The organism is Pseudoalteromonas byunsanensis (assembly GCF_001854475.1).
Lineage (GTDB): Bacteria > Pseudomonadota > Gammaproteobacteria > Enterobacterales > Alteromonadaceae > Pseudoalteromonas > Pseudoalteromonas byunsanensis.
In genome coordinates this window covers 336,839-350,533 of the sequence record NZ_MNAN01000034.1, presented here as the reverse complement: position 1 = coordinate 350,533, position 13,695 = coordinate 336,839, and the positions used below count along the sequence as shown (strand labels likewise).

The following is a 13,695-nucleotide window of genomic DNA, read 5'->3' as shown; positions in this document are numbered from 1 at the left end:
GCGGGGATTATATGCTTTATGACTTACTTAAACCTGAATATCTTAGAATGTTATGGTGCGTATAAGTAAATAATGGTGTCGGGGTTTACCAGTCCCTGCCCAATAACAAGGCACCACTGCCTGTTTCTCCCAGCACGTCATCTGGGTTATATATAGGGCAGCTTTTCATTGATAAACACCCGCAGCCAATACAGCCTTCCACTTGATTTCTCACTCTTTGCATGTAGGCAATTTTTTCGTCTAGTTTTTGCTGCCATGCCGTTGAAAGCTTAGCCCAGTCTGCTTTTGTTGGCGTTCGGCTATCAGGCAGCGAGCTTAGCGTTTGTTTGACTTCCTCTAGTGTCACGCCCATTTTTTGTGCGGCTTTGATCACCGCAATTCGCCTGAGTACATCTGGCTTGTAGCGGCGTTGGTTACCGCTATTTCGCCAACTACGAATTAGACCTTTTTGTTCGTAGAAGTGTAATGTGGAGACCTTAACATCGCTACGCTTTGCGACATAGCCGGGGGTTAAATTGGCATCTTGTAATTGCGTGTTATTTGGCATCTTTTTTAACTCTGGTCTTCCAACCGGTGTATTTACCATGAACACCTCGAGTCAGGTTGGTAAAACTCGATTCTAACAAGTCAACTCCGTACAAGATAACAACCACAATTACTGCCATTTTTATTGCAATGAGAGGGCCGGCAACTGCAACGCAAATACCAATGGCTGCCAGCATCCAAATCGCTGCTGCAGAGGTAACTCCCACTACAACCCCCTCTTTAGAGAGCATCACACCAGCTCCTAAAAAGCCGATCCCAGTGACCACCTGACCGATGATCCGTGAAGGGTCAGCGACTTCATTGTTTACCTGCATCGAGAGCATAATAAAAGTATACGTGCCTAACACAATCAATGAAGAAGTTCTGATCCCAACGGGTTTACCGCGTAATTGGCGTTCTAAACCAATGATGGAGCCTGCTAAAACAGCTGCACCAATATCAGGCCAACGAAGAGGGTCAATACTAAAAAGGGTTGTTAAGTCCATGAACATTAAAATAGAAAATGACAAAGCCTGAGTGTAATAGAAATTATGACACTTCGGTAGCATATTTACTTCGAAAGTCGCCGTTGTCATTAGGAAGTATGACATTTAGTAGTGTTAGAAAGTGTCTCGATTGTAATTATTTGAGTAGGCCCGCTTAGTGCGGGCCCGAAAGAGTTTATTACTGAATTTGGCCTCGTAATTCTCCACCAGGGTTTGCTGGAGTATGTACATTTACATAATGTCCGCCGCTTGCAAGTAGCGCAAAGATTTCAGCCGTTAGCGCTGCATTTGCTGGTGCCATCCAGCGATTTACATCGCTTTCATCTTGTTCAAGCGCCAAGAGTACAGGACCATTTTCACCAGCCATGCCTGTGTGAATATGGGCCGCTGTTGCATCTGCAACGCCGCTTGTTAACACTTGTAACTCTAAGCTAAAGTCGTTGCCATCTACCAGCGCATAGCCACTACCTGTTGCTGTGGTCGTTACAGCTGGCACTTCTTGCTCGCCACTCAGTGGGAATGCAACCAAGGTGAAGTTATCAGTTAGGATTTGGCCACGTAGTTCGCCACTTGGAGTTGCAGGGGTATGTACGTTTACGTAGTGACCACCAGAGGCGAGTACCGCAAAAATATCGGCGTCAATCATGGTGTTTTCTGGGGTCATCCACACGTTCATATCGTCTTCACTTTGTGCAAGTGCCACTAAAACATCACCGTTGGTGCCAATGCGACCAGTATGAATATGTGCGGCGGTTGCATCTTCCACGCCAGAGGTTACCACTCGCAGTTCAACACTGTAATCGTCAGTATCAACTAAGGCGTAGCCATCGCCAGAGGCGGTAGTAGCAACTGCGGGAACTTCTTGGTCACCAGAGAGCTTAAATGTTGCTAAGGCATAATTATCAGTTAGGATTTGGCCTCGTAGTTCGCCACTTGGTGTTGCAGGGGTATGTACGTTTACGTAGTGACCGCCAGAGGCGAGTACCGCAAAAATATCGGCGTCAATCATGGTGTTTTCTGGGGCCATCCACACGTTCATATCATCTGTGCTTTGTGCAAGTGCCACTAAAACATCACCGTTGGTGCCAATGCGACCAGTATGAATATGTGCGGCGGTTGCATCTTCCACGCCAGAGGTTACCACTCGCAGTTCAACACTGTAATCGTCAGTATCAACTAAGGCGTAGCCATCGCCAGAGGCGGTAGTAGCAACTGCGGGAACTTCTTGGCCACCAGAGAGCTTAAATGTTGCTAAGGCATAATTATCAGTTAGGATTTGGCCACGTAGTTCGCCACTTGGTGTTGCAGGGGTATGTACGTTTACGTAGTGACCGCCAGAGGCGAGTACCGCAAAAATATCGGCGTCAATCATGGTGTTTTCTGGGGTCATCCACACGTTCATATCATCTGTGCTTTGTTCAAGTGCCACTAAGACGTCACCGTTGGTTCCAATACGACCGGCATGAATATGTGCGGCGGTTGCATCCTCCACGCCAGAGGTTACCACTCGCAGCTCAACACTGTAATCGTCAGTATCAACTAAGGCGTAGCCATCGCCAGAGGCGGTAGTAGCAACTGCGGGAACTTCTTGGTCACCAGAGAGCTTAAATGTTGCTAAAGCATAGTTATCAGTTAGGATTTGGCCACGGATCGCGCCATTGGGCAGCGCAGGAGTGTGCACGTTGACATAATGACCACCAGATAGAAGCACATTTAGCGTCGCTTCATCAATCATGGTTTCCTCAGGGGTCACCCAATCAGTCATCACTTCGTCGTCTTGTTCAAGTACTACAAGAACATCGCCGTTGCTGCCAATTCTGCCAGTATGAATGTGCGCAGCAGTGGCATCATCAACGCCAGAGGTAACGACACGTAGGTAAAGTTCACCATCTGTGCTGTCATAGGATGCATAACCATCGCCCATGCCATTTGATTGGTTCATTGGTACTTGCTGTGAACGATTGAGCTTGAAGGTAATAATACTGGTGGTGTCTGGCACAATTTGCGCGCGTAACTCTCCACCAGGAAAGCTTTGAGTATGTAAATTGATGTACCAATCACCGTCTAGCATGTCGGCCATCAAAGCCTCTGTTAAATCGGTGATCGCAATACTAACCTGATTGTCACTTGATGCCTCAAAGGTAAAAGCGACATCGCCATTTTCACCCAAATCACCATCGTGAATATGTGCAGCACTAAAGCCTTCGACATCGCTGTAATCCAATGTAGCCCTAAACTGCATCAGGTTTTCATCCAGTTCTACATTTGCTGTTGCAGTTTGTTCGGACGCGTTCATGGGAACTTCTTGCGTGCCACTTAGTGTCAGCTCGAAGGTTTTAGTCGCTGAAAACTCAGGAGTCGGTGTTGGTGGCGGCGTTACTGTGTTGTTATCATCGCTATCACTACATGCCACCAGCAGCATTAGGCTAGCGCTTACTATAAACTTTTTCATTATACTCATCCTGTAGATTGGGTTAAAAAGGATGATTTAAATCACCCATTGCTAGACTTACGAAAGTCATTGCCTGAAAGTTCACCGTAATCACAATAAAATTTAATTTTATGCTTTTAGAATTGAGTTACCATACACTGCAAACCCACCATCAAGCGCCGTCAGGCGGCCTTCCGTTTGATTTCATTACTACTAGTTTAAGCTACAGCAAAGACTATAGTCGTATTCGAGTATATAGGCCAAATTGCAAACATAATGGTGGTAATAGCGGTAGGGCCCTGCCAATGATAGAGCAATAGATATCGAAGTGTGCGGATATAATTAAAAAAGCCCAGTCTGGGCAACTGGGCTTGTGATCCAAGGAGAAGTGTTTAATTAAAAGCTATAGCTGACGCTAAATTTGATGCTGCGAGGCATAATATAGCGACCATTTGGAGCATTTACATTGCGTGGGTCACCCTCGGTGATACCTTGCTCATCGGTGAGGTTATCCGCCGCCAATTGCAGTTTTACGCCTTCTGCTGGCTCGACTATCAAACCTAAGTCAAATTTTTCGTAGCCTTCAAGCGTAACGGTGTTTTCGTTGTTACCAAAACGGTCATCAACTGCCGAGAAGGTGCCGTAAACCGTAGCGAACATGCCTGCTATCTCAAAGTCATAGCTTGGAGTAACACGAATCTGCCAACTAGGCTGGCGCTGACTTTCATTGCCTTGATTATCAGGGCTTTCGGTGATTTCTGTGTCTTGTACGGTCGCGTTTAAATTAATAGACAACCCAGACTCATGGTTGTAGTTATAATCAAACTCGATACCTAAAGCTTCATTGGTTAAGACATCCGCGGGCTCACCTGGTCTGCGAACAAACGTATCACCCTTAACTTCATTGCTAAACAGAGTGGCAAAAAAGTCGGTGTTATCACCCATGTACTTAAAGCCCAGTTCCGCTTGCGTGATTTCTTTAATTAATGGCTCACCTGCTTTATAGGTGTCGAAGTTATCTCTGAAATCATCAAAGTAAGGCATTTTATAGCCTTTATTAAGACGAGCAAACACACCCATATCGTCGGCTAACTTGTAGTCAGCACCTAGGGTCCAAGAGGTTTTTCGAGCACTGTAGTCTACAGATTTATCAATGGTGCCATTGAGTTCTTCATCTACCGAATAATTTACTTCGTGGCGCTCAGAGCGCAGACCTAAGTCTAATGTTAGTTCGTCGGTTGCTCGGTAGCTTTGCGTGGTATAAAACGCTAAGGTTTTAGCATCGCCCGTGCTGTTGATGTCATAGTTCCAAGCACAGCCATCAACACTAGTGTTACACTCAATGCCATCAAGCATTTCGCCACCAGCTTCTAGCACGTAATAGGCTGCATTACCTAGACTCCACCAGTCTTTTGCTGAGGTTGAAGCGCTGTAGATACCATAAGCGCTATCCCACCTGTCGAAAGTTTTGCTAAATGCTAAATCATTGGTGAATGACTCGATGTCTTTTAATACGACCCAGCGGCCCATACTTTGCACATACGTATCACCTTCATACATAGTGCCTGTAACAGCGCCTTTTGCATCTAGCCCATTGTCAGCAACATCTTTAAGTCGTTCTGCGCTACCCGCAGGTACTAGACCATAGGTATTTGCCTCACCCTGTGTTAGGTTGAAGCGGTCAATTAAGTGCCAGCCATTCTTTAGTTCTAATTTGATGCTACCGCCAGAGATGTGACCTTTCCAGCCTCGGCCTTCACCTAAGTCAATTTCCATCGCCTCATCGCCTTCGGCATAGATAACGGCTTGACGGTTTAGGGTGCCCAGTTGCGTATACTCTGCATCAACGCCGCCTACGTTTAGAGGAGTTGGCAAGTACCAAGCGCCTGTATCATCAGTCTGGCGGGTATAAACATTGATCTCACCATTGTCCAATTCTTTGGTTAGGTTGATGGTGAATTGCTGGCCGCGCTCAGAAGTGAAACCAGCATCGCGAATACCTGATGAACGTTTGATATAGCCACCCACCATATAATACAAATCATCGCTTACTTCGCCACTTAGCACAGCGTCAAGACGCTGAAGACCATAGTCGCTGGTGGTATATTTGAACGTACCTTCGGTATCTTCACTACCGCGCTTTAGTTGAAAGTTAGTGGTTAAGCCTGGTTGGCCATTTGATACTACTGGGTTTGGACCGCCGCGTAGGGCTTCCATCATGCTAATAGTTTCATCTAAGCGAAAAATAGAAGAGTTTTCTAAAAAAGAAAGCGTTGGTGCAGGGTAAACGGGCGAACCTTGCAAACTCACGGTTAAGAATGGCGCATCGCCACCACCTGGGAAACCACGCACAAATACATTCGCACCAGACTCACCACCCGAGCTTTCAACCCAAATACCGGGAACCGCTTTAAGCAGATCAGCTGTGCTCTTAGGAGCAAGTTTGTCGATTTTTACCGCGTCAATGTTAGTTACAGCAAAGCCGGCGTCAATCTTTCTAACACCGCGCCCACCAGCGGTACCTGATACTACGATAGTTTCAACTTTTTGTTCTTTAGCTTGTTCGTCTTGTGCTATCGCTTGATTACTCAAAACCGCAGCAATGGCTGTAGCGAGCAACGAATATTGCTTGAGTTTGCGCATGGGAAAGCCCCTTTTGTTGTCATATGGTTCATATCATTATGTGCGCCACTCCCTAAAACTTAGCGCTGTAGTCTAAGTTTGCAACCCAGCATAAGGGAGTTTGAAATGGCGCTGAAATTAAAATAGAGGTTATTGCAAACGTTTGCAATAACTTTTATGCAACTTTTTGCACATACCTTCTTTTGCCTTAGGTAATAACCGATGTACATTTGCGGTATAATGCGAATTAATTCGTCGGTATTGCTCAGTAATATGCTAACTTCTCAATAAGTTAGTGATGCGGTGAGATTTAAATCAAAGAGGTTACAGTGGAGCAGAAGAAATTAAAGCTAGTGGATTTAGCAAAACTTGCTGGGGTATCAACCTCAACTGCATCACGGGCATTGAATAATAATCCGGTGATCAAACAAGCCACTCGTGATCATGTTCAGCAGCTTGCCAAAGAATACAACTTCACACTCAATACCGCTGCAAGTCGCCTAAGGTTACAAAAAACCAAAGTGATAGCGGTAGTCATAAATTTGGAAGCCAATACCGAACAGTCCATAGATGACCCTTTCTTGCTTAAAGTCGTAAGTGATATTAATCAAGCAGTTAACCGCCAAGGGTACGAGCTTCTATTGTCTAATTCCTACATGGCAGGCGATGATTGGTACGGCTATTTTATTGATGGGCGCCGAGCTGATGGTTTAATAGTTGTTGGTCAAGGTAAACAGCAAAGTCGTATTGAAAAGGCTGCAAAGCAGGGGGCGCCATTGGTTGTTTGGGGAGATCCCAAAACTCCAAGCGACTATCCGATAGTTGGCAGTGACAATTATTTAGGTGGTTTGCTGGCAACCGAGCACTTGATTGCGCGAGGCGCATCAAATTTATTGTTTTTAGGTGATCCGGGGCACGCGGAGATAAGTGAACGATATCGCGGGTTCAAAGCTGCGATTGAGCAAGCGAAAGGCGAGTGCCAACAGCAAACCGTTAAAATTGATATCACAAGCCATGCCGCATATGAGTCAATTAATCAATTACTTAGAACGGAAGGTCTCACCTTTGATGGTGTTTTTGCTTGTAGTGATATGGTCGCTTTGGGCGCACTTAAGGCACTAAAAGAGAGATATATCAGTGTGCCAAATGATGTGCGTTTGGTAGGGTTCGACGATATTGGTATGGCCGATGTCAGCCATCCTTCATTGACAACTATTAGGCAAAATACGCAGCTAGCCGCTAAAATGCTAGTAGTTAAACTATTGGCGCAGTTGAATAATGAAGTAGTTGATTCACAAGAAATTGATATTGAATTGCTATGTCGTCAATCAAGTTAGCAAAAGGGCTAGCTAAAAATTTGTGGCAAGAAATTAATTTGCAAACGATTGCAAATTAATTTTTGCAAGGCTAGACTTTGATTCATTCTATGTAAAAGAGTTCAGCTTATGACAGATGCAACAACTACTCTAACCAATGCATCAAGAGCACGTATCATACTGGCTATGATGGCCTGTTATTTTTTATTCGCGGTATTACTCAACAGTGTTGGAACCGTGATCTTGCAATCGATAAACAGTTTTTCAGTGAGTAAAACACAGGCTGCAAGTCTAGAAGGTTTTAAAGATCTCTCTATAGCTATTATGTCGTTCTTGGTGGCCTCGATGATCCCCCGTTTTGGCTACAAACTGGCGCTGTTAATGGCCTTGGCTGCGGTGATGCTAATATGTTTGGTCACACCGCAAATAGGGCAGTTTTACGCATTTAAAATATTATTTGCTGTTGTAGGCTGTGCTTTTGCGGTTGTTAAAATTAGTGTGTATGCCTTAGTTGGGCAGTTGAGTGACTCGCCGTCGTCTCACTCTGCGCTACTTAACACCATAGAAGGCATTTTTATGGTTGGCGTACTTAGTGGCTATTGGATTTTCAGCTTTTTTATAACGCCTGAAAGTGATGCTCTGAATTGGTTAAGCGTTTATTACATTCTCGCTTTGCTAAGTTTGGTTTGTATTTTAACTATTAGCCTGGCGCCAATTGCTAAGCAAACATTACCCTCAGGGAGTAGCGTAGTCGGTGAGTTCACCGCAATGTTGAAACTTAGCTTTCAACCTTTGGTGCTGGTTTTTATCATTTCTGCATTTTTGTATGTTTTGATAGAGCAGGGCGTAGGCACTTGGCTACCCACTTTTAACAATGAAATTCTACATTTGCCAGTGGATGTAAGTGTTCAGTTGACGAGCATATTTGCGGCAAGTTTAGCGGTAGGGCGTCTACTTGCGGGACAAATCCTAAAACACCTTCATTGGTATGTACTACTAAATATCTGTTTGATAGCAATGGGAGGATTAATTTTATTAACCTTGCCGCTGACTCAAGGAGTTTCACAACAAACAGTCAGTTCAGTGTTTGATGCGCCTTTGGCGGCTTACTTGATGCCCATGATAGGACTACTTATGGCACCTATCTATCCGGTGTTGAATTCGGTTATTTTAAGTAGCTTAGAGAAACATCAACATGCCTCAATGACTGGAATGATTGTCATCTTTTCTGCGCTTGGTGGTACCACAGGCTCCATTCTAACGGGTTATATTTTTCAGCACTTCAGTGGTCAGCACGCATTCTATAGTGCCCTCGTGCCACTGTGTTTGCTAGTAATTTCACTGTTTCTATTTAAACAGCGTAGTACTTCTGCGCATCCTATTGCTGCCTAAGAGGTTTTCATGAAATTCGAATATTGCACCTTGTTTAAAGATGTGCAGCTAAGCGGTATTTTTGCTGATAGCAAGGTATTCGCGGATGCCATTCCAAAAACTAGCTGGGAAAGTGCGCAACAAGCGTATGAGCAGCATGACTTGCCTATGGACAATGAGGCTTTGAAGTGTTTTGTAGATACACATTTTACCTTTGCGGCACAGCCTGAATTACAAGCACTTGGTGAGGTTGGCTCGGTTGCGGATTACATTGAGACATTATGGTCAAAGCTACAGCGCAAAGCCTTTCACAGTACCAATAATTCATTGCTAACTCTTGATAATGACTATGTGGTTCCTGGTGGCCGATTCAATGAAATCTACTATTGGGATAGCTACTTTACTGCACTTGGATTGGAAGATAGTGGCAATATTTCTCTCATTGAGGCTATGGTAGAGAACTTTGTCAGTCTGATTGAGCGTTACGGGTGTGTGCCAAATGGCAATAGAATTTACTACACCAGCCGTTCTCAACCACCCGTGTTGGCACTGATGGTAAGATTGCTGCTGCCGTATAAAAAGTCCGATATTAAATGGCTCAAGCGTATGGTTGAAGCAATGCAACAAGAGCATGATTTTTGGCATCAAGGCGAAGGGCAGTTAGAGCATAGTAATAGCGTGCATCGTCGTGTGGTAAGGCTGTTTAACGGAATGCAGCTTAATCGTTATTGGGATGATAAACCAGAACCAAGGCCAGAGTCTTATGCTGAAGATATTTGTGACGCGAATAAATTACCTCCGTCACAGCGTGAATCATTTTTCCGAAATATTAGGGCTGCGTGTGAGTCAGGCTGGGACTTTAGTGCACGGTGGTTAGACGATCCAGCAAGTTTGCTGAGTATTAACACCACAAACCGAGTTCCCGTTGACCTAAACGCTTTACTTTATTTGTTGGAAGACATATTAGCTCAGTGTTTAACAATGTTGAGTGAAAACACACGCTCAGCTGCTTTCAAAAAAAGAGCAAGGCTGCGTAAAAACGCTATAGAGCAGTTACTATGGAGCGATGAACTCAATTGGTTTTGCGACTATGACTTGACTCATAATAAACCCTCAAAAGTATTGAGTTTGGCTGGATGTGTGCCGCTTTATGCAGGCATTGCAAGTTCTCAACAGGCACAGTTGATTGGCGAAAAACTCAGTCATGAGTTTTTACACCAAGGCGGTTTGGTTAGTTGTCTAAGTAAAACTTCTCAGCAATGGGATAGCCCTAATGGTTGGGCCCCATTGCACTGGTTTGCGATAAAAGGGTTGCGGGATTACGGCCAATTTGAGTTGGCACAAGACATTGCCATGCGTTGGCTAAATATGGTGAAACAGGATTTTGCCACTCGCCACTGTTTGTTGGAAAAATATAATGTATGTGAGCCTAAAAAAACGGCGGGTGGTGGTGAGTATCAAGTACAACAGGGCTTTGGCTGGACAAATGGGGTTACGAGCCGCTTACAAACGCTTTATGATGAGGCTTGAGCGATTGTTCGCTACCCCTCTTTAACAAAGCATTGAACGTCAAATATGCGCAAATTCATAAGCCAAGTCTATAATGTGCTTTAATGTCCTTTATGCGGAGATGCATATGAACCGTTCTTTGCTTTTGTTGTGTTCCCTTTTCGTTTCAATCACCAGTTACGCCAACAGTTGGCAGTGGCACACCAATCACGTACATTCAAAAGGTGAAGCTAAATCGTCTATAGCGCAGTACTATAGCTTGAATCACCAAAAGGTGACCAGTGACTTAATGGCGCTGGCCGAAAGTGGTGTCAGCATGACCGTAGCATTGCCCGATGGTAACGCTGGGCTGATTGAATATGTCATACGCTATGACCCAATTATGGCCCCTGCGCTGGCACAAAAATACCCCATGATCCGCAGTTTTTCAGGGCATCAAGTGGGCGCTGCACACAATACTGGTCGTTTTGATATTGGCCCAAATGGCTTTTATGCTTTCTATCAGACCAAAGACCGTGTTTTGTACATCGACCCAAGCTACGGTAACTACAAAGTTTATGAAAAGGGCAACCGTGATGCGCCTTGGCATGATGAAGTCGTAGCGTTGGCACAAAGGGATATGCCGTTAGGTGCTCTGCAACAAAGAGGGCCGCTTATTGGTAATGGTGGCGCGGTAGAAGTGGTAACGTATCGATTAGCTGTCACCACTAGCGATGAATATACCAGCTACTTTGGTGGCAAGACCGAGGCTCTAAATGGCATAGTGACGACGATTAACCGAGTCAATCAAATATATCAAACAGATATCGCTGTTCGACTTGAGTTAGTGGCAAATAATGACGCACTGATCTTTACCGAGAATGACCCATACGACAATGGTGAATTAGATGATACGCTTTCCGAAGTACAGGATCAGATAGATACCATTATTGGTTCAAGTAACTACGATGTTGGACATTTGATGGCAACCTCAGGCGCTGGCCTCGCAGCTTTGGGCGTTATTTGCGATGACAGCGGCAAAGCTATGGGCATGACGGGCATTGGCACACCAGAGGGAGATGCATTCGATGTGGATTATGTCGCCCACGAACTAGGCCACCAATTTGGCGCAAATCATACCTATAATGGCTCCGAAGGGTCGTGTTCGACTCGTGTTGGTAACGCAGCGTATGAGCCGGGTAGCGGCATTACTATTATGGCTTATGCTGGGATCTGTGGATCTGAGAATTTGGCCTCAAACTCTATTGCTATGTTCCATTCCTACAGCATTGATGAGATACATACTCATCTTACGCAAGGCTTTGGTGCAACTTGCGGCTCGTTACAGGATGATGGTAATAAAGCCCCAGTGGCTGACGCTAACGCGGATCATGTGATCCCTATAAATACACCTTTTATGCTAACAGGTTCAGCAACGGATGCGAATAGCAATGACACTTTGACTTATTCTTGGGAACAATTGGACTTAGGCACACCGACGTCAAGTTCTGAAGATTTAAAAGATAATGGCGAGGGGCCGATGTTTAGGCCTTATCTGCCTAGCACTTCCCCTACGAGGTACTTTCCGTTATTGGCTGATGTAATTTCTGGACAAATTACTAAGGGTGATGGCTATCCTACCACTGACAGAACAATGACATTTAGATTGGTTGTTCGCGATGGAAATGGTGGTGTTAGTTTCGATACGGCAAGTGTGACGACGGTTTCTTCGGCTGGCCCTTTTGCTATCACCGCGCCAGATCAAAGTAGTGCTGCTAATGAAGATAATCAAATTACAGTGAGCTGGAATGTTGCAGGAACTAACCAAGCTCCAGTTTCATGTAGTAATGTAGATATTATGCAGACCAATAGTGATGCCTCACAGAGTCAGTTGCTGTTATCAGGCACACTTAATGATGGTCAGCAGCAAGTTACTTTGATTGGTAGCCAAAACAACAAAGCGCGGGTGATGGTCAAGTGTGCCTCCAGCGTTTTTTATGCGCTATCCGAAGAGTTTGATTTGGCCTCGGGGCTGGCTGTGACGTCTCAGCAAACCATCTCCACGGCAGAAGACACTAGTGTCACTATAGAGGCATCACAGTTTAGTGTTGCTAATCAACAAGCTGGTTCTCAGTTAGTATTGAGCGTGATTGCTGGCACGGATTATACCTTCTCTGATAATACCATTATGCCCGCAGCAGATTATAACGGTGAACTTACAGTAAATATTACGCTAAGTGATGGCACAAGCACCACAAGCTACCCTGCAAAGATACAAGTAACTCCAGTTAACGATGCGCCCGAAGTACTTACTCAAGTGGCGTTGACAATGAACGAAGATGAAACGATTACACTGGGCGTACCTCAGTTTGAAGTGGTAGATGTAGATAGCACTGAATTTACGCTTTCAGTACTTGCTGGGGAGCAGTATAGTTTTAACGCTAATGTGGTTACACCTGATGCTAACTTTAATGGTTTATTAGAAGTACCTATCACAATTAGTGATGCGCAAGGTGCCAGCGCCAACTTTACAACGCAAATAACGGTGACAGCGGTCAATGATTCACCGGTAGCGGTTGATGATTCTGTTACTGCAACTCAAGGCGTGCAAACAACCATAGATGTGCTAGCAAATGATACCGATGTTGATGGTGATACGTTAACTTTAGTAGAACTGGTATATGAAGGAACAGGTACAGCAACAGTTTCTGGCAATACCATTACGTATCAATCTGCAAGTAGCTTTACGGGTCAGGAGGCGATTGTCTATTCGCTGAGTGATGGAAACGGAGCATCAGCAGAGGCCACGGTTACAGTCAATGTGCAGACTCCTCCACCAGTTAGTAACTTAGATGATGGTGGTAGTGGCAGCTTCGGGCATGGGTTATATGCTTTACTTTTGGGCCTGCTTTGCAGAAGAGTGAAATGGAGCTCCAAGAATGCGTAGTTTGTGTATGTCACTATTAATATGCGCTCTAATGCTCGGCTGTGAAATGATCCAAACGGCTTCTAACAGCGGATCTGAAGTACCACTTGTCAATGCTGACAGGAGTATGGATTGGTTTATGGCGCACTCATTAGAGCAGGTGCTTGAAGCCCATGAAGCAAAGCAAAGTTTTGGTTTAATTGCTCTGAACAGGCGTGGCTACTTCTATCCTAAAGTGGGTATGGCACGAAAGCCTTTACCACTCAAAGAAGGGTGTCAGACTTGGCTGCTGTCAGCATCAAATGATGTTATTAAAAATGACAGCCAGCGCGAGCAGATGGCAAACTTGCAGTCGTTCGCAGCAAAATTCAACATCGCAATGGAGTCTAAGTGCTTACCATAGCCCACGAGTTATGACGAAAAAAGCCAGTGAGTGAACCCTCTGGCTTTTTTGTTGCAGATATAAAGATAATCTCTTTGTACCTATTGTAAACATGTGGTTATAATTCC

General features: G+C 44.8%; 9 protein-coding genes. 5 read left to right on the top strand and 4 right to left on the bottom strand.

The window, feature by feature from the left end:
• Positions 1-85 precede the first annotated feature (85 nt).
• The 4 genes from soxR to BIW53_RS15800 all read right to left on the bottom strand — a co-directional run bounded on the left by soxR (position 86) and on the right by BIW53_RS15800 (position 6,105).
• Positions 86-547 (bottom strand): redox-sensitive transcriptional activator SoxR, encoded by a 462-nt coding sequence (gene soxR / locus BIW53_RS15815; protein ID WP_070992998.1) that lies wholly within the window; start codon positions 545-547, stop codon positions 86-88.
• Complete coding sequence (locus BIW53_RS15810; protein ID WP_070992997.1) at positions 537-1,031, bottom strand: MgtC/SapB family protein; 495 nt, start codon at positions 1,029-1,031, stop codon at positions 537-539. Before BIW53_RS15810 ends, soxR begins: the two co-directional genes overlap by 11 nt.
• Positions 1,032-1,209: 178 nt before the next feature.
• Positions 1,210-3,483 (bottom strand): CHRD domain-containing protein, encoded by a 2,274-nt coding sequence (locus tag BIW53_RS15805; RefSeq protein ID WP_084228194.1) that lies wholly within the window; start codon positions 3,481-3,483, stop codon positions 1,210-1,212.
• A 375-nt stretch (positions 3,484-3,858) separates the two neighbouring features.
• Entirely contained in the window at positions 3,859-6,105 is a 2,247-nt protein-coding gene (locus BIW53_RS15800; RefSeq protein ID WP_070992996.1) for a TonB-dependent receptor, read from the bottom strand.
• Between the two features lie 308 nt (positions 6,106-6,413).
• On the opposite strand from BIW53_RS15800, the gene BIW53_RS15795 reads away from it, so the two are divergent.
• The 5 genes from BIW53_RS15795 to BIW53_RS15775 all read left to right on the top strand — a co-directional run bounded on the left by BIW53_RS15795 (position 6,414) and on the right by BIW53_RS15775 (position 13,588).
• Positions 6,414-7,421: a LacI family DNA-binding transcriptional regulator gene (locus BIW53_RS15795; protein ID WP_070992995.1), complete on the top strand. Its 1,008-nt coding sequence runs from the start codon at positions 6,414-6,416 to the stop codon at positions 7,419-7,421.
• Positions 7,422-7,529: 108 nt separating this feature from the next.
• On the top strand, positions 7,530-8,792 hold the full coding sequence (locus BIW53_RS15790) for an MFS transporter (RefSeq protein ID WP_070992994.1): 1,263 nt from the start codon (positions 7,530-7,532) through the stop codon (positions 8,790-8,792).
• A 9-nt stretch (positions 8,793-8,801) separates the two neighbouring features.
• On the top strand, positions 8,802-10,301 hold the full coding sequence (locus BIW53_RS15785) for a trehalase family glycosidase (protein WP_070992993.1): 1,500 nt from the start codon (positions 8,802-8,804) through the stop codon (positions 10,299-10,301).
• A gap of 106 nt (positions 10,302-10,407) precedes the next feature.
• Positions 10,408-13,206 (top strand): reprolysin-like metallopeptidase, encoded by a 2,799-nt coding sequence (locus BIW53_RS15780; RefSeq protein ID WP_070992992.1) that lies wholly within the window; start codon positions 10,408-10,410, stop codon positions 13,204-13,206.
• Complete coding sequence (locus BIW53_RS15775; RefSeq protein WP_070992991.1) at positions 13,199-13,588, top strand: hypothetical protein; 390 nt, start codon at positions 13,199-13,201, stop codon at positions 13,586-13,588. Before BIW53_RS15780 ends, BIW53_RS15775 begins: the two co-directional genes overlap by 8 nt.
• Positions 13,589-13,695: the final 107 nt, after the last annotated feature.

Excerpts from the sequence above, each read along its gene's own strand:
- soxR (WP_070992998.1), bottom strand. The coding sequence starts at position 547 with ATGCCAAATAACACGCAATTACAAGATGCCAATTTAACCCCCGGCTAT.
- BIW53_RS15810 (WP_070992997.1), bottom strand. The coding sequence starts at position 1,031 with ATGGACTTAACAACCCTTTTTAGTATTGACCCTCTTCGTTGGCCTGAT.
- BIW53_RS15805 (WP_084228194.1), bottom strand. The coding sequence starts at position 3,483 with ATGAAAAAGTTTATAGTAAGCGCTAGCCTAATGCTGCTGGTGGCATGT.
- BIW53_RS15800 (WP_070992996.1), bottom strand. The coding sequence starts at position 6,105 with ATGCGCAAACTCAAGCAATATTCGTTGCTCGCTACAGCCATTGCTGCG.
- BIW53_RS15790 (WP_070992994.1), top strand. The coding sequence starts at position 7,530 with ATGACAGATGCAACAACTACTCTAACCAATGCATCAAGAGCACGTATC.
- BIW53_RS15785 (WP_070992993.1), top strand. The coding sequence starts at position 8,802 with ATGAAATTCGAATATTGCACCTTGTTTAAAGATGTGCAGCTAAGCGGT.
- BIW53_RS15780 (WP_070992992.1), top strand. The coding sequence starts at position 10,408 with ATGAACCGTTCTTTGCTTTTGTTGTGTTCCCTTTTCGTTTCAATCACC.
- BIW53_RS15775 (WP_070992991.1), top strand. The coding sequence starts at position 13,199 with ATGCGTAGTTTGTGTATGTCACTATTAATATGCGCTCTAATGCTCGGC.